At 63.6% G+C, this 20,906-nt stretch carries 20 protein-coding genes and 1 tRNA gene; 11 read left to right on the top strand and 10 right to left on the bottom strand.

Annotation, left to right across the window (positions count from 1 at the left end):
* Window positions 1-336: 336 nt before the first annotated feature.
* The 7 genes from petA to ubiT all read left to right on the top strand — a co-directional run bounded on the left by petA (window position 337) and on the right by ubiT (window position 5,767).
* Window positions 337-1,086: a ubiquinol-cytochrome c reductase iron-sulfur subunit gene (gene petA / locus ACYDAT_RS01450; RefSeq protein WP_461448268.1), complete on the top strand. Its 750-nt coding sequence runs from the start codon at window positions 337-339 to the stop codon at window positions 1,084-1,086.
* 27 nt (window positions 1,087-1,113) lie between these two features.
* The gene (locus ACYDAT_RS01445; RefSeq protein ID WP_461448267.1) at window positions 1,114-1,932 is read left to right on the top strand and encodes a c-type cytochrome; all 819 of its coding nucleotides are present in this window, start codon (window positions 1,114-1,116) and stop codon (window positions 1,930-1,932) included.
* Between the two features lie 83 nt (window positions 1,933-2,015).
* Entirely contained in the window at window positions 2,016-3,449 is a 1,434-nt protein-coding gene (locus ACYDAT_RS01440) for a cytochrome b (RefSeq protein WP_461448266.1), read from the top strand.
* Between the two features lie 89 nt (window positions 3,450-3,538).
* Window positions 3,539-4,351, top strand: a complete 813-nt coding sequence (locus ACYDAT_RS01435) for a cytochrome c1 (protein ID WP_461448265.1) — start codon at window positions 3,539-3,541, stop codon at window positions 4,349-4,351.
* Window positions 4,348-4,704 carry a hypothetical protein gene (locus ACYDAT_RS01430; protein ID WP_461439036.1) on the top strand — a complete coding sequence of 119 codons (357 nt, stop codon included), beginning with the start codon at window positions 4,348-4,350 and terminating at the stop codon, window positions 4,702-4,704. The genes ACYDAT_RS01435 and ACYDAT_RS01430 overlap by 4 nt, the downstream gene beginning before the upstream one ends.
* Before the next feature lie 121 nt (window positions 4,705-4,825).
* Complete coding sequence (locus tag ACYDAT_RS01425) at window positions 4,826-5,197, top strand: chorismate mutase (protein ID WP_461448264.1); 372 nt, start codon at window positions 4,826-4,828, stop codon at window positions 5,195-5,197.
* A 48-nt stretch (window positions 5,198-5,245) separates the two neighbouring features.
* The gene (gene ubiT / locus ACYDAT_RS01420; RefSeq protein WP_461448263.1) at window positions 5,246-5,767 is read left to right on the top strand and encodes a ubiquinone anaerobic biosynthesis accessory factor UbiT; all 522 of its coding nucleotides are present in this window, start codon (window positions 5,246-5,248) and stop codon (window positions 5,765-5,767) included.
* Here the strand turns inward: ubiT and ACYDAT_RS01415 are convergent.
* From ACYDAT_RS01415 to ACYDAT_RS01400, 4 genes are read right to left on the bottom strand one after another with little or no spacing between them, the layout of a single operon-like run.
* The gene (locus ACYDAT_RS01415) at window positions 5,743-6,648 is read right to left on the bottom strand and encodes a U32 family peptidase (RefSeq protein ID WP_461439038.1); all 906 of its coding nucleotides are present in this window, start codon (window positions 6,646-6,648) and stop codon (window positions 5,743-5,745) included. The two genes, ubiT and ACYDAT_RS01415, sit on opposite strands and share 25 nt — an antisense overlap.
* Window positions 6,649-6,659: 11 nt before the next feature.
* Window positions 6,660-7,844: a ubiquinone anaerobic biosynthesis protein UbiU gene (gene ubiU, locus ACYDAT_RS01410; protein WP_461448262.1), complete on the bottom strand. Its 1,185-nt coding sequence runs from the start codon at window positions 7,842-7,844 to the stop codon at window positions 6,660-6,662.
* A complete protein-coding gene (locus ACYDAT_RS01405; protein ID WP_461448261.1) occupies window positions 7,771-9,261 on the bottom strand; it encodes a UbiD family decarboxylase in 1,491 nt (496 codons plus the stop codon). Before ACYDAT_RS01405 ends, ubiU begins: the two co-directional genes overlap by 74 nt.
* A gap of 16 nt (window positions 9,262-9,277) precedes the next feature.
* Entirely contained in the window at window positions 9,278-11,224 is a 1,947-nt protein-coding gene (locus tag ACYDAT_RS01400) for a pyridoxal phosphate-dependent decarboxylase family protein (protein WP_461439041.1), read from the bottom strand.
* Between the two features lie 278 nt (window positions 11,225-11,502).
* Here ACYDAT_RS01400 and tyrA point away from each other — a divergent pair, with 278 nt between their 5' ends.
* The gene (gene tyrA / locus ACYDAT_RS01395; protein WP_461439042.1) at window positions 11,503-12,636 is read left to right on the top strand and encodes a bifunctional chorismate mutase/prephenate dehydrogenase; all 1,134 of its coding nucleotides are present in this window, start codon (window positions 11,503-11,505) and stop codon (window positions 12,634-12,636) included.
* 78 nt (window positions 12,637-12,714) lie between these two features.
* Here tyrA and ACYDAT_RS01390 read toward each other — a convergent pair whose 3' ends face one another.
* The 3 genes from ACYDAT_RS01390 to ACYDAT_RS01380 form a co-directional block, all read right to left on the bottom strand.
* Window positions 12,715-12,999 carry a type II toxin-antitoxin system RelE/ParE family toxin gene (locus ACYDAT_RS01390; protein ID WP_461448260.1) on the bottom strand — a complete coding sequence of 95 codons (285 nt, stop codon included), beginning with the start codon at window positions 12,997-12,999 and terminating at the stop codon, window positions 12,715-12,717.
* Window positions 12,996-13,208 (bottom strand): hypothetical protein, encoded by a 213-nt coding sequence (locus tag ACYDAT_RS01385; protein WP_461448259.1) that lies wholly within the window; start codon window positions 13,206-13,208, stop codon window positions 12,996-12,998. Before ACYDAT_RS01385 ends, ACYDAT_RS01390 begins: the two co-directional genes overlap by 4 nt.
* 211 nt (window positions 13,209-13,419) lie before the next feature.
* A tRNA-Met gene (locus ACYDAT_RS01380) sits at window positions 13,420-13,496 on the bottom strand.
* 116 nt (window positions 13,497-13,612) lie between these two features.
* On the opposite strand from ACYDAT_RS01380, the gene ACYDAT_RS01375 reads away from it, so the two are divergent.
* Window positions 13,613-14,158, top strand: a complete 546-nt coding sequence (locus ACYDAT_RS01375; protein ID WP_461439044.1) for an RNA pyrophosphohydrolase — start codon at window positions 13,613-13,615, stop codon at window positions 14,156-14,158.
* A 19-nt stretch (window positions 14,159-14,177) separates the two neighbouring features.
* Here ACYDAT_RS01375 and ACYDAT_RS01370 read toward each other — a convergent pair whose 3' ends face one another.
* The 3 genes from ACYDAT_RS01370 to ACYDAT_RS01360 are packed head-to-tail and all read right to left on the bottom strand — an operon-like array spanning window position 14,178 to window position 19,634.
* On the bottom strand, window positions 14,178-16,565 hold the full coding sequence (locus ACYDAT_RS01370; protein WP_461441783.1) for a hybrid sensor histidine kinase/response regulator: 2,388 nt from the start codon (window positions 16,563-16,565) through the stop codon (window positions 14,178-14,180).
* A gap of 10 nt (window positions 16,566-16,575) precedes the next feature.
* Window positions 16,576-19,182 carry a response regulator gene (locus tag ACYDAT_RS01365; protein WP_461448258.1) on the bottom strand — a complete coding sequence of 869 codons (2,607 nt, stop codon included), beginning with the start codon at window positions 19,180-19,182 and terminating at the stop codon, window positions 16,576-16,578.
* 35 nt (window positions 19,183-19,217) lie between these two features.
* The gene (locus ACYDAT_RS01360; protein WP_461439047.1) at window positions 19,218-19,634 is read right to left on the bottom strand and encodes a CopD family protein; all 417 of its coding nucleotides are present in this window, start codon (window positions 19,632-19,634) and stop codon (window positions 19,218-19,220) included.
* 132 nt (window positions 19,635-19,766) lie between these two features.
* Between ACYDAT_RS01360 and ACYDAT_RS01355 the strand changes: the two genes are divergently transcribed.
* Window positions 19,767-20,507: a DUF6776 family protein gene (locus ACYDAT_RS01355; RefSeq protein WP_461448257.1), complete on the top strand. Its 741-nt coding sequence runs from the start codon at window positions 19,767-19,769 to the stop codon at window positions 20,505-20,507.
* Window positions 20,488-20,886: a bactofilin family protein gene (locus ACYDAT_RS01350; RefSeq protein ID WP_461439049.1), complete on the top strand. Its 399-nt coding sequence runs from the start codon at window positions 20,488-20,490 to the stop codon at window positions 20,884-20,886. Before ACYDAT_RS01355 ends, ACYDAT_RS01350 begins: the two co-directional genes overlap by 20 nt.
* Window positions 20,887-20,906 lie beyond the last annotated feature (20 nt).

Here is a 20,906-nt window from a genome sequence, read left to right as displayed (position 1 = left end):
TCGATGACCCTGCTGGCGGTGCCCATGGTGCTGCTCTACGAGGCCGGCGTGCTGGTCGCCGCCATGCTGGTGCGGCAGAAGGCCAAGCGCGCCACGCAGCACCAGGACGAAGACTCGCGCTGAGGGCAAGCACTCGCGCTGAGGGCAAGCATATGCCGCCTGGCTGTGATATCTCGCCGTGCGCTTCAAGGCCGCTCTGGCTGCGTAGCCGTCAAGTCGGAGAACTCAACGCGCGCGGACCTCATATTCTACCAAGCCGCAATCCAGTAGCACTTGGTTGGCTGCGCGTGACAAGATGACGCAATCCATGCGGAATTTGATCTGAATCAAGTCAACATGAGTTGCAGGGTATTATTTTCAGCAGATCAGGTTCGGCAACTTTACGGCAAGGTTACGATTATGGCGAATGGCCCAACTCAGAAAACAACTGCTGGCGAGATGATCATGGATTCGATCCGTCCAGAGAGCGAAATACGCCCGGATCGAAGACAATTTCTTATTGCCGCTGCCGGGGTACTGGGCGCAGGGGCTGTCGGTCTGTTTGCGGACGTTCTGATCGACAACATGAATCCCGGGAAAGCCGTTCAGGCGCTGGGCGCGCCTATTGATGTGGACGTCAGCCGGATGGAGCCCGGACAATTGCTTCTCGTGGAATGGAAGAAGAAGCCAGTATGGATCTTGAAACGCGAAGACTGGATGCTGAAGACTTTATCCGAACCGTCGTTGTTGCGGCGACTCAAGGATCCGCACAGCAAACAAGACCAGCAGCCAGCGCAAGAGTATGTGAATGGCAACTATCGTGCCCTGCGCCCAGACATGTTCATAGCCGTGGCGCTGTGCACGCACATGCAATGCATTCCAGATTATCGGCCCGCGCCACATACGGTAACGCCATGGTGGCCAGGCGGATTCCATTGTGCATGTCATGGGTCAATGTACGATTTTTCAGCCCGCGTACTCGAAGGTTCGCCAGCACCATTGAACATCCCGATTCCGCCGTACTACTGGAAAACATCAACAGTCGTCACCATAGGCGAAGTGAACAAATCGGGCATCGACAAGAATTGGACTCCAGATATTTGGTAAGCCAGTACTCTTCAGATGGAAGTCAAGATGAAAATAGTCAAATCAAAAGCTGCGCCGGCTTCCGCTTTCGCGATGCTTTTTCTGATAGCCTGCAGCACCACCAATGCGCATGCGAAAGCTGATTATCATGGGATACCACTAGGCGCGGCCGAGGCCAAACAAGGTGGGGCACTGATTGCCGTGTGCGCAGCTTGCCATGGAATCAACGGCAGCAGTGCCACGGCAGAATATCCCAATCTGGCGGCTCAGCAATACAATTATTTGTTGAAGCAACTGGAGGATTTCCGGGATGGCGCGCGGAAGTCAACAATCATGAGTGGCATGGCGATGACCATACCGCCTTCAATAGATAATCAAAACTTGAAAGAAATCGCAGCATACTTTTCGCAACAGCCTCTTGTAGTTGCGGGCGTATCGACAGCGCCGCGCGCGCGCGCAAACGTTACCCAGTGGAAAGAGGGGCATAAAATCTATACGCAGGGACTGGCAAGCGACAACATTCCCGCATGCGCTGCTTGCCACGGGTTGGGTGGCGACGGTAATGGGCCCATGGCAATCCCGGCATTGGCGCTGCAACACCAGGCTTACGTGCTGATGCAGCTTGATCAATTTGCCAGCGGCGCCCGGAACAATAGTCCCGGACGTGTAATGAACGGCATTGCCAGAGCAATGACAAAGCAGCAGATGACGGCGGTCGCCGCATACCTACGGCAACTGAATCCGGATAGTGCCATCGGCATTGGCCCGAAAGATTATCGCGAATATGTGCAAGCAGTCGACAAAACCAGGAATCCTGGAAATCGCTCCCAGCCGCCGCAGCGCACAACCCCGCACAACCACAAATAGCGATAAACAAGTCCAAACCAACACGCTGAACGAAACGATGCAGTATCCACACGACGTTCACGCAGCGAAGGATTTCGTATTTCATGAACAACATTGACCAATCAAGAGTAAAGCGAGTGTTTGGCTGGTTTGACCAAAGACTGCCCATCTCATCGCTCTGGCGCACGCAACTGACTGAGTATCCGGCGCCGAAAAACTTTAATCTGTGGTATTTCTTCGGTTCGCTGGCCATGCTGGTTTTGGTCATGCAACTGGCCACCGGATTGTTTTTGGCGATTCATTATCAGCCAAATCCGCATCTTGCTTATTGGTCGGTGGTGCGTACGATCCAGAGAGATTCGCATTGGGGCTGGCTGATCCGCGACATGCACATTGTCGGCGCTTCTGCATTCTTCGTGCTCGTGTACCTGCACATGTACCGCGGCATCATGTATGGCTCCTACAAAAAGCCGCGAGAATTGCTGTGGCTGATTGGCATATTCATTTACCTGGCATTAGCGGCTGAGGCATTCCTCGGCTACCTGTTGCCGTGGGGGCAAATGTCGTACTGGGGTTCTGCGGTTGTCACCAATTTCGTGACCGCCATCCCAGGTATTGGCAAACCGATTGCGCAGTGGCTACGCGGTTCATTTGTAATCGGATTACCGACCTTGAACCGGTTCTTTGTATTCCACGTATTTCTGATGCCGGTATTGCTCTTGGCACTGGTGCTGGTCCACCTCATCGCGCTGCACCAAGTGGGGTCGAATAACCCGGATGGAGTCGAGATTCACGCTAATACCAACGAGTCCTCATGGCCACGCGACGGGATTCCTTTCCACCCATATTACACGGTGAAGGACCTGTTCGGAGTAAGCGTGTTTTTCGTGATATTTTTCTGGTTTGTATTCTACAAGCCCGATGGCTGGGGCTTTCTGCTGGACAAATTGAACTATACGCCCGCAAATATTTTGCACACGCCGAGTGATATTCATCCACTGTGGTTTTTTCTGCCATTTTACGCGATGCTGCGCGGCGTACCGGACAAGCTCTACGGGATCATGGCATTTGCCGGCTCGTTTGCGCTACTGGCTTGTCTCCCGCTGCTCGACCGCAATCCGATTCGCTCGATTCGCTATCGCTCGGTGCTGTACAAACTGAATATTTTAATGATGCCCGCATCATTTTTGTGGCTGGGTTATATCGCGCATGGCTTTGCCACGGAACACAATATGGTTTTCGGACTTCATGTCACCGAGATTTTCTACGCCACGTTCCTGGTTCTGCCGTTCTTCAACAAGCGGCGTTCGCTGGGTGCCAGCGTGGCTTGGCTAATCGCCACTGAAGCCGCAGTTTTGCTGATCGACGTTTGGATGTACTCCATTCATGCACATAGCTGGGGCTTGATGCTGTTGACAGACTGGATTCCGGCAACCTATCTGCTGCTGCTGTTCGGCTTGGCAATTCTTTTCCCGACGCTCACCCAGGACACCCAGCATCTGCCTGAACGGCTTACTGCTGGCGGCATCTTCCATTAACGACAGATTTGCATCCGCGTAATGTCGGGCGTTGATCGCCCGACAAGTCCGCAGAAGACAACTGAACTCCTTTTCGGCAGGACCGAGCAATGACAACACGCGCACCATCATGGAAATCCGGGTTGCTTGTGGTGCTTCTATCCGCTTTGCTTCTGGTATTGTTCGGCAATGCGGCGATGGCATCGGTAACGACCACGCAACCACCGCTGCGGCCCATCAAGATCAATCTGCATAACAAGGCTGCGCTGCAAAACGGCGCCCTGTATGCATTGCATATGTGTACCGCATGCCACGGAATTCAGGGGGCGCGTTACAGTGAGCTGCCACCGGTTCTTGGATTGAGCAAATCGCAATTCCTGAAATACATCGGTACTGACGGGCGTCACTACCACGATACCATTACCACGAATATGTCACCCGAGCTGATGACGAAATTCGTAAATATGCCGTCGCCGGATCTAACCGAAATTGCCAACCGCCGCTCGCCCGCCTGGCTATACACCTACTTGACGTCATTTTATGTTGATCCAGCGCGCCCGACCGGTGTCAATAATGTCGCCTTTTATAATGTCGCCATGCCCGATGTTTTTGCCAGCATGCAGGGACTGCAAAAACCGGTCATGGTTGACGGTCTTCGCTTCGGCAGCCCAGCCAGGATCGCGGTCGGTGTGCTGCCCCTGACTCAAGGCACGATGTCGAAGGCGCAGTTTGACCAGACCGCGAGGGACATTGTCACATTTTTGTACGCGGTCGCGCACCCGCATCAGGCGGAAAGGGCCCGGCTTGGACCCTGGATTATCGGCCTGTTTCTGTTGCTCTCGATATTGACCTATTTCATCTACCAACTTTACTGGCGGCGGGTGATTACCAGCAACGAGCGCTGGTGGAGGATCGGGCGATGATCGCTTCTGTCGCTGCATCGAGCGTCGCCGTGGAATCAAGTGACCGGCAACTGCGCAGTTCGCGCAACGCTTATGTGGCGCTTGCTCTGGGTCTGGTTTTTTTCATCTTCACCATCTGGTATCAGGTGTATGCCGATACGCGCAAGGAAGCGGAGGCTTGCACAGATTTTTTCTTGCAGAGCCATCGCCAATGGCGTTTGCGCACCGCGTTCCTGTTCATGATGTGGTCTATCCTCGCGGGCTTTTGCGTACCGTTTGGGTTTGCGGTGCTGGTGTTTGTACCTGTCTATCTGTGGTTTGTTTACCGGTTGCTGAAAGGCCTGATTTATTTCGGACTGCGAAGAGTCATATGAAGTTTCGCGCCTTCTGCCGCGTTGATGATGGCCCGCGCCGCGCCGCGGTTCTGGTTTGAACATCGCGCGCCCCTATTCGCTGCGTCGAACGTTGCCCGCGCCGCCTCACGCAGAGTGCTCGATGCTCAACGTTGAGTTTTCGCAAGCCCGATTCGAGCAGCAAGCGCCGGCTCCCGGCCTCGCTGGCAATGCACACTGGCGACCGGTGCAAGCTGGCTCGGTTGAACTGCGCGCGGTGCGATCCCTGATCGACCGGGTCGATGAGATGTTTCTCGTCTTGTTGGCGGGTCGGCGCCGGTTGGTGCGCCGTGCCATGTCGGTCAAGCACCGGGCCGGGTTGCCCGGACGCAGCCTTGAACGCGAGCGCCAGGTGCATGATCGGGCACAGGCTTTTGGCGCGAAGCTCGCTCTTTCCAAAGGCGTGACGCGACAATTGACGGAGCTGCTCATTGCTGATGCCTGCGCGTTGCAGGGCCTGTCGTCAACTGCGTAAGAGACCACGGGTGATCCATCATCGCTGCATGATTCGGGGAGTTCCGTGATGCTCAGATTTCCCTATGCGGAAAATCTTCTGCGGCTGTTGCCGCCCCCTGCGCGGTTGCGCACACCGTTGCGCTGGGTGTTGCCGCCGCCGCTGCTGCGCGCCCTTCTGCGCAGAATGACCCTGCGCGTCATGGCTGCTCCACTCGCCAATGGCGCGTTTGATGATTTGCGGGGCCGCAGGCTCGGTGTCGAGGTTACCGACCTCAAGCTGAGATGGGTGGTCGAGATCGGCGCGCGCGATCTGCATGTGCATGTACCTGGTGAAAAGCCGGAATCGACCGTACGTGGCAGCGCGACTGATCTCCTGCTTCTGGCCAGCCGCCTGGAAGATGCCGATACGCTGTTTTTCCAGCGGCGCCTGCAGTTGGTGGGCGACACCGAACTGGGGCTGCAGGTGCGCAATCTGCTCGATCAGCTTCCGTGGGAGACGATTCCACTGGATATTCGGGTTTTCCTGAATCGAGGCGCCAGGTTCGCTCGACTGGCGCGCGCGGTTCATTGTGGCAAAACGATCGCCTGAGCAGGGTCTACCACACCACTGCCGGGTAGCCGCTCCATGCCGGCCCGTCCGTGCCAATAGCCGCTCTCCTTGCCGATGCGCTGTGGCGGGCGACCCGAATCGATGGCCTCGCGAAAGCGAGCGACCACGGACTCCATGTCATTCGCCTGCGGATACAGGCGCAGCAACTGGATGCCTGCCGCACGCAACTCCGCGATGTCCGGAGCCAGGTCGCAGTGCTCGTTGCTCTGGATTTGAATGCCATTGATGGTCAGAAAAGGCTGGCTTTCACGCGTTTTCAATGGCAGGCCATCGGGATAGTCGATGCAGCGAAAGCCGCAGTCGTCCTTGGCCAGATCCAGAGCCCGCGCGGTATAGCAGCGCGCCGAATAGGCCAGTGGCAGACGCCCCCACGCGATCACCTCGAAATCCGGGAGCGGTTCGCCGCTGTCCTTGAACTCCTGCAGCAATTCCCGGCCCAGTTCAATTCCCAGAACCAATCGCTGCATGCCGTCTGCGCACAGCAGGCGCAAGGCGACATGGTTGTAGACGTTCAGGCTTGGACCACCAATGAACGGCAGTGCGCGCTCGCGCAGGAGTTGTACCGCGGACATGTCGTTGGCTTCGACGCGGAGGTGCCCGTTTTCGACCAGCCTGGTGAGCGCAGACAAGTCCGACTCGGCTTCCAGCAGCGCCAGCGAGGACAGAACGATCTCGCGCCCGCTTTCGGCGAGTTCGTGGGCCAGCACGATCCAGTCGCGCGTGCTGAGCTCGCGACGTTTGCTGCAGACGGTTTCGCCGAGATAAATCGTGTCCAGCGGCCATTGCGCGGCCGCACGATAGAACTTGAATACATCATCGCGGTGCCAGAAATATTGCAGGGGTCCGAGGGTGAGTTGCATGCGTGCGTGCCTCAATGCCACGAGCGGTGATAGGGACCCAGCGTGGTCTGGTGACCTTCGGCATGAGCGTCGAGTTCGCGCTGCCATGCCGGATTGGTGGCTGCTCCAGGCTGCGATTCGAGCTGGTCGATCGCCTGTCGCCAGACCCGTGTCACCGTGCCCACGTAGGCCAGCCCGCGCTGCCGTCCCTCGATCTTGAGTGCCGCGACTCCTGCGGCCTTGAGCATCGGCAATAGTTGCAGCGTGTTCAGGCTGGTGGGTTCTTCCAAGGCATGAAAAATCTCGCCGCCGACCTCGTATCGGCCCTTGCATACCGTTGGGTAGCCGGCGGGTTCGTGCACCTGGTAGCGATCGATCAGGACATCGTTCAGGTGAACGCTGCGTACGCCGCCGGGCTCTTCATCCCAACGCACGAATTTGGCCGGTGAACAGACGCCATGGCGATTGGGTGAAACGCCGGTCACGTAACTGGACAACTGACAGCGTCCCTCCACCATGATGCACAGGCTGCCGAAGGCGAATACCTCGATGGGCACGACCTGGCGCTCGCAGAGTCGCTCGATCTGTTGCAGCGACAGCACCCTGGGCATGACTGCGCGCGCGATGCCGAAGCGTTCGCGGTAGTAGCGCAGGGCGGCGTGGGTTGTCGCGGAAGCCTGGACCGAAAGATGGCGCGGCAGGTCGGGATACTGCCGGGTCGCGTAGTCGAGTACGCCGAGGTCGGCGCAGATGATGGCGTCGACGTCGAGGTCGGCCGCCCGATCCACTGCTCTTTGCCAGTCGCCGATATGTGCCGGGCCGGGATAGGTATTCAGTGCGATGTAGACCTTGCGCTTGCGCGCGTGGGCATAGTCGATGCCATGGCGCAAATCGTCTTCGGTGAAATTGAGCCCCGCAAACGCGCGCGCATTGGTCTGGTCGCGAAAGCCGACATAAACCGCGCTGGCGCCGTGATCAACAGCGGTTTTGAGCGCGGGCAGATTGCCCGCCGGGCAGATCAGATCCATGGCATTTCCAAGCGGTGGAATGGGGGGATTGCCGAGTTCCGCGCAGCCCGACGCGACATCGCCCGGGCGGCCCGCGGGCTGGTGCAGTTGGCGGTGAACGGCATGCGCGTCCGGTTCATGGGCGGCGTACCTCCGGGACGTTGGCGAATACGCGTGACCACAAGGCATCGACACGGCGCTCGATGTCAACATCGGCGGTGATCGGCCGTCCCCAGCTGCGGTCGGTCTCGCCGGCCCACTTGCGGGTGGCATCCAGCCCCAGTTTGGAGCCGAGACCCGCCACTGGACTGGCGAAGTCCAGGTAATCGATGGGGGTGCGCTCGATGAGCAGGCTGTCGCGCGCGGGATCGACCCGTGTCGAAAGAGCCCAGATCACCTCGCTCCACTGCCGTACATCGATATCCGCGTCGACGACGATGACGAACTTCGTGTAGGTGAACTGGCGCAGGTACGACCAGATGCCCATCATCACGCGGCGTGCATGGCCCGGATACTGCTTGCGGATGCTGACGATGGCGATCCGGTAGGAGCAGGCTTCCGGGGGCAGGTAAAAATCGACGATCTCGGGAAATACCTTCTGCAGGATCGGCACGAAGACGTCGTTCAACGCCAGCGCCAGAACCGAGGGTTCGTCATGCGGTGCGCGCCCCATGTAGCTGCCGTGATAGATCGCGCCGGTTCGCAGCAGCATTCGCTGCACGGTGAGCACGGGGAACCGAGCCTGACTGTTGTAGTAGCCCGTGTGATCACCAAATGGCCCTTCCATGGCGGTGTCACCGGGGTTGATCACGCCCTCGAGCACGATCTCCGCGCCTGCGGGTGCATCCAGGCCAGTGCGTGAACTGTGCCAGACGCGGGTGCGTTCGCCACGCAGCAGGCCGGCGAACTCGTACTCGGACAAGGTGTCTGGGACTGGCGCCACGGCCGCCAGCAGCGTGGCGGGGTCGGCGCCGATGGCGACCAGGACCGGGAACGGCTGGTCCGGACAAGCCGCTTGCCAGTCGGCGAAATCCAGCGCGCCACCGCGATGTGGCAGCCAGCGCATGATCACCCGGTTCGGAGCAATCACCTGTTGCCGGTAAATCGCCACGTTCTGGCGTTTCTGCCGCGTGCCGCGGGTGACCACCAGCCCGAAGGTGATCAGCGGGCCGATGTCTTCTGGCCAGCAACGCTGGATGGGCAGTCGGGCCAGGTCGACGTCGGACCCCGCGATGATCTGATCGAGAAACGCAGCCTCGCGCACGACCCTCGGCGCGACATTCGCGAGCTGGCCGAATTCAGGCCACATCCGCAAGGCTTCACGCACGGATCCGGGCCAGCGCGGTTCCTTGATGGAAGCCAGCAGTTGACCCAGTTCACGCAATGATGCCAGCGGTCTCCCGGCCAGCGCGGCCTCGATCCGCGCGCGATGCCCGAAAAGGTTGCCGAGCATGGGGTGGTTTGAACCTGTCGGACGTTCGAACAGCAGCGCAGGTCCACCGGCCCGCAGCGTGCGCAGACAGAACGCGGTGCTCTCCAGTTCCGGATCGATCGGTTCCGCGACCCTGAGCAGGGAATGGCGCGCCTCCAGGTAGGCGAGAAAAGCACGCAGATCGTGAAAAGCCATGATCCAGATTGCTCGCTCAGGTTGTGCTCGATGATGGTTGCGCGGGCAGCAGCAAGGCCACGCGACGAGACAGATATTCGAAGTAGCGATCGATGTAACTGATGCCGTTTTCGTCATCGATGATGAAAGGATTCATCAATGTGTGGCGCAGGATCAGCAAGCGATCCGAGCGCGGGTCATCCGCATGCATGGAGCACGCATGCAGACCCAGTTCATCCAGGATTCGATGCATGTCCTGCGTGCCGAGTATTTCCTCGCGCAGGGTGGTGGTCGAGCCGAAGAATTCGCGATTCTGCAGCGGGACCAAGGGGACCGAGGCATCCATGCTCATCGCGCCGTGAATTTGACGCATGAAGGCATTGGCGAGGGCGACGTCCCGATTGCCTGTCGGGTTGGCGGCGATGCACACCAGATTGCTGTCGGGCGGATAGGGAACGCACACCTGGAGTCGTGATCTCATCTCGCGGGCAAATTGTTCCGCGCGCGCGACGAAGGCTTCGGTCGCGCGAATGGTTTGCCGGACCAGTTGCCCGAAGTGGGTGTGATCCAGCGGCAGTACCCGGTGCGTCACATAGACAGCCGCCGCAGCCGCGCCGGATTTGGAACCCTCCGGGATGTACTGGCCCAGCTTGCGATAGCGGTCGAAATATCCGGATGGCGTCGTGCCCGCGAACACGTAATCAGCGGTTTCAGTGAGCAGCTCCATGGCGCGGTGGTCTCTGCACACGAATGCGCCGGCGCCGTAGGCCAGATAACCGAGCTTGTGCGGGTCCACCGTGATGGAGTCGGCCTGGCCGAGGGCAGCCGTCGCGGCGTGGGTGTTCGCGCTCGGGAAGGACGTGAATTCCCCGCGCATGGCTTCCCGGCTGCGCAGCGCGCCGTCTTCCTGTCGGAACAGCGTGGCGAGATAGCCGCCCCATGCGGCATCGACATGGATGGCGAAACCCTTGCCCTGCGCGGCGCGGCGCTCGCGCAGGGCCACCAGTTCATGCACGGGATCGATGGTGCCGAACTCGGTCGTGCCGAAGACCGCGACCGCCAGCAGCGGAGAAGCGCCCGCGGCATCGAGACCGCGCAGCGTCTGTTCGAACGCGGCGATGTCCAGGCGCATGCCGCGCTCCGGGATCAACACCAGTTGCTCGCGCCCCAGGCCGAGCATCTTCATGCCCTTGCTCCAGGAATAATGGGCCGTTACCGGGGCCAGCACGACGGGCGGCGCGAGCTTGGGGTGCACGGCGAAGAAACGCACGCTGCCAAGCTGCTCGATACGTTCGGCCTCGAGTTTCTTGCGCCAGCAGACACGTTCCTGGGGTTCCAGCGTGGACAGCCAGCCTTGCCATCCGACCAGCAGGTCGATGGCCTGGGCAGGCGTCAGCCTGAACGCTTGAATATCGTCCTCGGGGATGGACATCCCCGGCGGTGCCGCGGCCCGCAGTGCCACGGGAAAGCACTTCAATGCCAGCGCGAGGCGCAAGGCCTGGAAGTTGGCCAGGGTGCCGCCGGAAGTCAGATGGCCGAATGCGCAATTGTCCTGTTCCGGATCGCTGACATAGCCGAGCAACCGGGCCAGTTGCAACCCGACCTTGATCTCCAGATCGATCGTGACGGGTGCGGCCTCGTCGCTGACGTTGTTGGGGTTATACGGCAGGGCAAGAATCTGCGCGACCAGACCGGGAAGCAGAAGATCCGAGACCATGTGCCCAAGGTAACGCGGGCTGTGAAAGGGCACGGAACGTTTCAGCGACGCGGACAACGTGTGCAATTCACGGCGCAGGCGCGCTTCGAATTCCTGGAAGGCGGGCTGCTGCGCGGCGCGCGTGGGGATGGCCGGAGGATCCTCGGGATAAAGATTGCGCCGCCAGTAGACATGGTCGCGCAGGAACTCCACCACCAGCCGCTCCAGCAGTGTGTCGTTCTCCCCGTAGGGCCCCAGGAAACACGGATACAGGCTGGGCTCGGTCATGGACACTCGGGTGATCGATTCATTGGTTGCTGCATGGCTTGAACAGGCGCCTGGGTGATGGTGCCCGACGACGCAACCCGCACGGCAAACCCAGGCACCAAGCCCGGATCAGATTCGCTTTGCCGCAGCGATATCCGAGGAGGATCGCGCCGAATCCAGAGATTCGCCTTGATCTCGATCAGTTTTGGCGTAACACGCGAAAGCATGCGGCAAGCCCTACTATCGACCCCGGCGCGCCGTCATGGCGTGGCAATCACCACAACCTGCAGGCACCCGCCATGCCGTCCAACCAACAGCCGCTCGCAGCCCCGCGCGAGATCATCGACGACATCGACAGCCAGATCCTCGACTTGCTGGAGCGACGCAATCGCGTGGTCGGCGACGTCATCGCGACCAAGATCCAGCAGCATCTGCCCATCTTCGACGCTGCGCGCGAAGCCGACAAAATCGCGCGCTTTCGCGAGCAGGCCGTCGAACGTGGCCTGGACGCGGAGTGGGCCGAGGATTTCCTGCGCATGATCATGGGCAGTTCGCGCGATCGCCAGTCGCATGGAGAATTTCCACGCGCGGGGACGCAGCCGCGCGATGTGCTTCTGGTCGGCGGCGCGGGCGGCATGGGTTCGCTGTACCGTCGCTTCCTCGAGCGCAGCGGACACCGCGTGCGCGTGCTCGATCGCGACGACTGGCCGCGCGTCGCGCAACTCGCGGCCGGCATCGATCTTGCCATCGTCGCGGTGCCGATCGATGTCACCGCCGAGGTGATCGGCCGCCTGGCGCCGCACCTGCCCGCGACTGCGGCACTCGCCGATTTCACCTCCAACAAGAACGGCCTGCTTGAGCTGATGCAGCAGGTCCACCCAGGCCCCGTCCTCAGTCTGCATCCGTTGCACGGAGCGGATGCCCCCAATCTGGCCAAGCAACTGATGCTGGTCTGCCTGGGACGCGATCCGCAGCGCAGTCAATGGCTGCTCGAGCAGTGCCGGCTCTGGGGCATGCGCATCAAGATCGTCGATGCCGATCAGCATGATCGCGCGATGCATCTGATCCAGGGTCTGCGGCACTTCACGACCTTCCTGCACGGATCATTTCTGCGCCAATGCAACCTGCGCCCGGATGACATCCTCGACTACTCCAGCCCGGTCTACCGGATGGAACTGATGATGACGGCGCGCATGTTCGCGCAGGATCCGCAGTTGTATGCCGACATCGTGCTGGCCAACGCCGAACGGCGCGGCCTGCTGCTCGAGTTCCTCGACCACCACCGCGCGCTGGCACGCATCATCGAGGACAACGACCGCGAGGCCTTCATCGTGGAATTCCGCAACATCAGCACGTTCTTCGCGGACTTCGCGGAACGCGCCCGCCGCGAGAGCGGGTATCTGATCTACAGACTATCCGAGCGTTTTGCCTGATGGTCGAGCGGGTGCGCGTGGGGTGGCGCGCAGCGCGAGATCGAATCCGCGGACAGCCGCGGAGTATGCCGATGCGCGTCAGTGGTAGTCGTCCTCGCGCTGGTGGCGGACGGCGAGGATGGTCACGGTGTGATCGGGCTCGATCTCGAACAGCGCCACGTAGCCGGATGCGCCAAACGAAACCAGCAGCTCGCGCAGGAACGGGTTGCCGCGATCGGCCTTGCGGCAGGTGAAGGGGAACGCCTGCAACAGCTCCACGCCCTTGTCGATAACCCGTAGCGCGCGCTCGGCCGCGGCCACGTCCTGTCCCAGCAAAAGCAGGTCCGCGCGCGCCGTCCGCGTATAGCGGACGCGCCAGCTCACCGCCGCCTGCCCTTGGCAGCCTTGGCCTTGGTCAGCATGCCGCGAAGTTCGGCATGCGCTGCGGCGGCCTCGGCATAGTCACCGGTCTGCCGCGCCTCGTCGCGCGAGGCCAGACCGCGCGCCACGAACTCCTGCCGCAGTTGGCGACGAATCACCTGCTCGCGCAAGGATTGCTCCATCAGGCTGGAAAGCTGTCTCTGCAAATTCATCGTGGCGGGGATGCGAGGCGACTGCAGCAGAGCGTTTCCGCCACAAGGGCAAGCGCGGCAGTCTAGATGCTGTTGCCCGGGCGGGCCTGTGGCGCGACGCCCGGGTTTGCGGATTGTCGTGCACGGCTTGCTGCCGGAATGCGGCAGCCACCACCAGCCGAAAGCAAGCAGTGACGCTGGTTGCGAGGGAGTGCGGCGCGCGCCGCCGCGGTGGTGGCTATGGGTGGACTCGAACCACCGACCCCAGCATTATGAGTGCTGTGCTCTAACCGGCTGAGCTACATAGCCGCGCGAACCCGCAATTTTATGGGCGCGCCGCGACTGACGCAAGGTTGAGCCTGGCGCGGCGCTTGCCGCTTCGCGGTGCGCGTGCTTGAATCGGCGCAACTCTTGTGCGCCGCGCCATGTCCGACGTCATCGACACTGATGGATTCCGCCCCAATGTGGGCATCGTGTTGCTCAACCCGGATGGCCGGGTGTTCTGGGCACGCCGCATCACGCGCGACGGCTGGCAATTTCCGCAGGGCGGCATCGGCAGCGACGAGACGCCGCTGGAAGCGATGCATCGCGAGCTGACCGAGGAAACCGGGTTGACCGGCGCGCAAGTCGAGGTGCTGGCGTCGACACCGGGCTGGCTGCGCTACCGCCTGCCGCACCGCTATCTGCGCCATCACCAGCGCCCGCTGTGCGTGGGCCAGAAGCAGGTCTGGTATCTGCTGCGCTTCACTGGCGAGGATGCCCATGTGCGCCTGGATGCGGTCGATCATCCCGAGTTCGATGCGTGGCGCTGGGTGGATTTCTGGTATCCGGGCGAGAATGTCGTGGCATTCAAGCGCGAGGTGTATCAACGCGCGCTGCGCCAGTTCGTGGTGCACGCCGAACGCCTGTGCGCGCGCGAGTTGCCGCCGCCGTGGTCGGCGCCCGCCAACGTCGCGCCCGCGACCGACTGAACTCGCGCTGTGGCGCGGTTCAGGCGCGCGCGCCAAAGCGTTCGCGCAAGGCGTCGGCGGTGGCCAGATACAACGCCTTGAACTGCGCGACGCGGGCCACCGGGTTGTCGACGCGGCCCGCGCGCGCGGCCAGTTCCAGTGCCTTGGCCTCGGCCGACATGCGCTTGGCGCCGAGGTTGGCGCTGGCCGATTTCAGCGCGTGCGCCTGCTGCGAAAGGCCATTGATGTCGTTTTGCGCGGCGGATTGTTCGAGCATGGCGATGCGTTTCGGGCTGTCACCGAGGAATACCGTGACCAGCGGCTTGAGTTCGTCGCCCATGATGTCCTCGAGATCGCGCAACACCTCTTCGTCGAGCAGCTCGCCAGTCGCGATCGGCACCGACGCGACCGGCGCGAAACTGGGCCGCGGCGGCGGCGGGGTGATGCGGCTCGGCGCCGCGGCGGCGCGCGCGGCGGCGCGCAACACTTGACCGGGATCGGGGGCAACGGGCGCGGGCGCGACCGGAATGGCCTCCTCCACCGGCGTGCTCGGCAGCCACTGCTTGAGAGTGCGCGCCAACAACGCGCGATCGAGCGGCTTGGACAGGTAATCGTCCATGCCGCTGTCGAGGCATTTCTCGCGATCGCCGGCCATGGCGTGCGCGGTCATGGCGATCACCGGCATGCGCGCGGAGTTGATCTGGGCTTCGCGGCGGCGCAGCTCGCGCGTGGCCGCATAACCGTCCATCACCGGCATCTGGCAATCCATCAGCACCAGATCGAACACGCCCTTGCCGAGCAGATCCAGCGCCTCGCTGCCGTGGTTGGCCTGCACCACTTCCAGACCGAGGCGCGACAGCAACTTGGTGGCCACCTGCTGGTTGACGGGATGATCCTCGACCAGCAGCACGCGCCCGCGCAGCGGTGGCTCCAACTCGTTGGCCGTGGGCGGCGCGGGTGCGCGCGCCGGTGCCGTGGCGCGCGCGATCAACGGCTCCGGGCGCGTGTGCGAACTCAGCGCGAATAGGCTTTCCAGCGCGGCGCGCAATGCGGACTCATCGGGCTCGCGCGGCAGCACGCCGAGGCGCGGGCCGCCGGCCTCGGCCGGCGCGCCGGGCAGCAGGATGCGCACGCGTTCCAGAGTCGGCTCGCGCAACACGTTGCGCACCAGGGTTTGCGTTTCGCCCGGCGCACCGCCCATTTCCGCGACCAGCAATTCGTGGCCGAAACTGCGCCCCAGCGGCGCGGAACGGCGCAGCCGCGCCAATGCCTCGGCCGGCTGCGACAGAAATTCCACCTGCAGGCCCAGCCCGGCCAGCAATGGGTTGAGTTTTTCGTAGCCGCGCTGGCTGCCGGCATACAAACCACGCACGCCCTGCAGGCTGAGCCGGCCCTGCGCGACCTCGCCCGGGAGTTTGCCCAGCGGCAGGCTGAACCAGAACACCGATCCCTTGCCCGGCTCGGAGCGCAGGCCGATCTTGCCGCCCATCAGCTCGACCAGTTTCTTGCAGATGGTCAGACCGAGGCCGGTGCCGCCGTAGCGGCGCGTGGTGCTGCTTTCGGCCTGGGTGAAGGGCTGGAACAGGCGCGCGGCGGCGGCCGGCGTGATGCCGATGCCGGTATCGCGCACCGCGAACACGAGCTCCTCGTGGGTGGGCGTTTCCGCGCGCTTGCTGACGCGTACCGACACGCCGCCGCGCTCGGTGAACTTGAGCCCATTGCCAACCAGATTGCTGAGCACCTGGCGGATGCGCACCGGATCGCCGCGCAGCAATGTGCGCACATCCTCGTCCACGCTCAGGCGCAGACTGAGGCGTTTGGATTCAGCGGCCTTGTCCATCAGTGCCTGCACGCTGTCGAGCAGATCTCGCAGGTTGAGGGTGACGTTTTCCAGCTCGAGTTTGCCGGCCTCGACCTTGGAGTAATCGAGAATGTCATCGACGATGCGCAGCAACTCCTGCGCCGAGCGCTGCGCGGTGGCGACGTAATCGCGCTGGTCGGCGTTGAGCTGCCCGCCCAGCACGATGTCCAGCAGCGGCAGGATGCCGTTGAGCGGAGTGCGGATCTCGTGGCTCATGGTGGCCAGGAATTCGCTCTTGGCCAAAGTCGCGGACTCAGCCGCGCGCTTGGCGGTGACCAGCTCCTTCTGCATGCCCTGCAGCGCCGACAGTTCTTTTTCCAGAATGATCGTGCGCGCGGCGTTCGGGACCGGCGGCGGCACTTGCAGCGCTTCCGCCTCGCTCCAGCGCCGCGCCAGACGCAGCCAGGACAGCACGGCCAGCACGGCGGCGAGCAGCGCGGCAGCGGCCAGCATCAGCTTCCACGGCATCGCCGTTTGCCACAGCGCCAGCAGCGCCAATGCGGCCAGCAGTACCAGGCTGCCGGCGAGCAGTGCAATGGCAGTCGGATCACGGTGCGTGGCGGACATGCGGCTCATCTCAGGCAGGGTTGCCGACAAAATCGTAATCGAGTTGCACCCCGGCTTCCTGCACGAAGTTGCCCTGCAGGAGGTCGGCGCCGGCAGCGTAGAACGCCGCGGCGGTACTTGCATCATGCACGCGCGGGGCGATCACCAGCGCGCCGCGCGCATGTCCGGCGGCGACCACGGCGCGTGCCTGACCGTCGCGCGCCAGCTCTGGCGCCAGTTTGATGAAATCCAGCGGCAGATCGTTGAAGCCGGGCTGCGCCAGGGTCAGCGCGCTGACCCCAGCCAGCGCCACCGCCAAGCCACGTTGATGCAAGTCCGCGAAACGGCGCGCGGCATCGGGATAGTTGCCGAGCAGTGCCTCGCAACGGTACTCCAGCACCAGGCTGGTCGCGGGCAGCTCGGCGGCAGCCAGCACCTGCGCCAGGCTGCCGTCACGCCAGACCTCTTCGAACACCTCGAAACTCTGGCTGACGAACAACATCAGCGGCGTGCCCAGCTTGCGCCGCGCGGCAAGCACCGCCAACGCGCGCTTGAGCACCCAGACATCCAGCGTCGGCAGCAAGCCGACGGCGGCGGCCTCGGGCAGCAACGCAGCGGCCGCGTGCTCGCTGCCGCGCGCATCGCGCAGGCGCAGCAGCGCCTGGTAGCGCGGCGCGGCGGCCATGCCGGCGATCGGCACCAGCGGCTGGAACGCCAAGCTCAACGTGTCCTCGGCCAACGCGCTGCGCAATTGCGCGACCAGGGCGTGCTGACCCTGCGCCTGCGCATCGTGGCGCGCGACGCTGACACCCTGCCGTCGTGCGCTTTCCAGCGCGCGTTCGCAGGCGCCGAGCAAGGCCATCGGATCGGCGCCGGCGCCCATGCCGCAAGCCCCGGCGCTGAGCGCCAACGGCACCGCGTGCGCCGCCTCGAAACGCTCCCGACTGATGCGCGCGGCCAGATCCTCGGCGAAGGCCGCCAGCGCCACTTCGTCACGTTGCGGCGCAAACAGCAGAATGGCGCTGGGTCCGAACGGCGCCAGCACCTCGCGCGGCAGGGTCTGCCCGGCCACCCACGTGGCGAACTGCTGCAGCAGGCGATCGAAACCGCCGAGACCGAGGCGCTCGCGCAGACGCGGCGCGTCGTTCAGTTCGACCAGCAACAGGCCGCCGCCGGGCGCGACGCCCGTGCGCGCGGCCAGTTGGCGCGCGATGCGGTCGAACAGCACGCTGCGGTCGACCAGCGCCTCGCTGCCGTTGACCACGCGCGGACCACGCCGCATGGCAACGCGCGCGCGGCGCACGCGATTGCTGACCGCGGCGATCAGGTGCTTGGGCCGCACCGGCTTGGCGATGAAATCATCGCCGCCGGCATCCAGCGCGGCGTACTGGCGGTCGGCGTCCGGATCGCCGGAAAGAAACACGATGGGCGTGGACACGAAAGCCTCGCGCTCACGGATCAACGCGGTCAGCTCGAGGCCATCGGCGCCGGGCATGTTGATGTCCATCAGGATCAAGTCGGGCTGGAAGCGTTCCAGCTCGTCCAGCGTGGCCAACGGCTCGACCACGGTGCGCGTATGCATGCCGGCCCTGCGCAGCACGGTTTCGGCGAAGGCGGCCTGGGCGGCGTCATCGTCGACCACCAGCACGCGGTAGGGTGCATCGCCGATTTCGTCCTTGAGCAGCGGCTCGGCCTGCGCCAGCAACGCGTGCAAGCCCAATGTGCGCGGCAAGGCGTGATCGGCGCCGGCGCGCAACGCATCGAGGCGTGTGCTCAGATCGTCCTGTTCGAGAATGGCCAGCAGCGCGATGCGGTGTCCAGCCTCGACGCGTGCGTGCCGCAGCGCCGGGGCCAGCAGTGGCAGCGCCGCCAGTGAGCGCGCGCCGACCACCAGCAACCGCGGCGGCGCATCGCCGCCCAGCGCGACGAGCATGCGCTCGACGCTTTCGACCTGGGCCGCCACGCGTCCATCCTGCTCGAAGTGCAACGCCAGATCGTGCAGCACCGGGTCGGTGCCCAGCAGCAGCACCTGGGGCGCGGCGGCAGGCGGCGCAGCGGGCGCGGGCGCCGCGATGATGGCGGCGTCCACGGCGGCAGCGACCGGCACAGGCATGCCTGCGGAATCGGTGATCACGGCCGCAGCGGTGGGCCGGCGCGGTTCGAGGTCGGCAATGCCCAGCTCACGCCAATAACCTGGTGGCGGGGTTTCCATTTGCGCGTAACCGACGCTGCTGCTGCCATCGGCCTCGCCGGTGCGCAGCGGCGCTGCCAGACCGGCCTCGGCGCGCGCGGCGAACTCCAGCATGGCGGCCTGCCCCATGGGAGCCTGCAGAGCTTCCAGCGCCTGCGCGATGGCGTCGTTGGCGGCTGCATCGGGCAGCGCGGTGCCAGGCACGAAGGGCTGCAGCGATTCGGCCAACGCTTGCAACGGCGCCGCCTGCTCGGGCAAGCCGTAGCGTCCGGCGGCCTCGGCGAGGCGCGCGAACTCGGTTTCGAGCAGGTACAGCGCGTTGACGTCCCAGCCCTCGCGGCGTTGACGCTCCGCGCGGCGCAACAGGATCTTCATGCGCTGCGGCAGATGACGCAGAAAGGCGCCTTTCAGCTCCTCGCTGCGGATCTGCTGCTCGGTAACCCTCATGCCTGTGCCCCCTGCGTCCGTGCCCGGCGTGGTCCTCAGAACGGCTTGACCACCACCAGGATGACGATTGCGACCAACAGTATCGACGGAATCTCGTTGAACCAGCGCAGGCGCTTGCTGCTCCATCCACATGCGTCGCGCGCGAAACGGTTTTTAAGGTGCAGCAGCCAGAAGTGATAGACGATCAGCAGCGCCACCAAGGTCAGCTTGACGTGCATCCACGGCAAGCGCAAAAAGCCTGGCACCAGCACCAGCATGGCAATGCCGAACGCCACCGCCAGCGCGCCGCCGATGTGGGTCATGATCATCAGCTTGCGTTCCATCACCTTGAGGCGCTCGCGCACCACCGGCTCGGATGCCTCGGCGTGGTACACGAACAGCCGCGGCAGATAAAACAGGCCCGCGAACCAGGTCACCACAAAAATGATGTGAAGCGCTTTCAGCCAAAGCATGAACACACCCCGCGAGCCCCGAGTATAGCTACAGCAAGCAGCGCCGGCCGCGCCGTGACGCGGCTTACAAATTGCAAACTTTGGTCATGGCACCATCGCGGCCCCTCCAAGATACGGCCCCTGATTACCGCGATGCCGGTCACGCCACCCCCCGATTACATCGTACGCCCGCGCCTGCCGGGCAGCCGCGCGCAACGTTTGCTGGCGCTGCTGCTGGCGTTGACGCTGCTGGCGGCCAGCTTTGCGCTGGGCCATTGGAGCGCCGTTCGCAGCAGGCCCAGCGACAACACCGGGGCCAATGCCGCGGCCATGCAGTATGAGGTGCGGACGCTGAAGCAGCGCCTGGCGATCCTGCAGCGCGACCGCCAGGTGACGCGCGTGGCCATCGCCGCGCTGCGCCGCACGCTGTCCGATCGCGGCGCCGAGATCGAAAGCCTGCGCGCCGATCTGGCCTTCTACACGCGCCTGATCGGCGGTGACGAACAGGCACCGGGCCTGAGCGTGGCCGCGCTGACGCTGAGTCCCGTGGCCGGCACGCGCGGCTACACCTTCAACCTGACCCTGCTGCAAACCGCGCGCGGCGGCAACCCCGTCCAGGGCCGACTGGCGCTGGCGCTGGAAGGCGTGCAGGGCAGCCACGCGGCACGTTACGACTGGGCGCAACTGGCGGATGCGCGGCAACGTGACGGATTGCCGTTCGCCTTCAAGTATTTCCAGCAATTGCATGGCATGCTGGTGCTGCCGCCGGGGTTCGTGCCGGCGCGCATCCACGTTACCCTCAAGCCCACCGGCGCCGCCGCACTCACGCGCGATCTGGCCTGGGTCAGCGCGCTGGCCGGCAAGGATACGACCCATGTTCCGCAAAACCCGTAAGCCCTTCGCCGGCAGCGGCTCGACCAGCCTGATCGCGACCGATACCACGCTGCGCGGCGATATCGTCTTCAGCGGCGCGCTGCACGTGTGCGGACGCGTGATCGGCAACGTGCGCGGCGAGGGTGAAGCGCTGTTCACGCTCAGCGCCGAGGGCGTGATCGAGGGCAGCGTGCTGGCGCCGCACGCGGTGATCAATGGCAGCGTGCGCGGCGACATCCACGCCAGCGAGCGTCTGCAACTGGCGGCCGCGGCGCGGGTCGAGGGCGATGTGCACTACCGCAGTCTGGAAATGGCCGCCGGCGCGCGGGTCAATGGGCGTATGCTGCACGATGCCGAGGCTCCCAAGCGCCTGGCCGCGCCCGAGGCGGCCGAGGCTTGAACCCGGCGCCCTTGCCCCAA

This window comes from Metallibacterium sp. (genome assembly GCF_054637675.1).
Note: the sequence above shows the minus strand (reverse complement) of the source record. Positions and strands in the feature narration are given on the sequence as shown.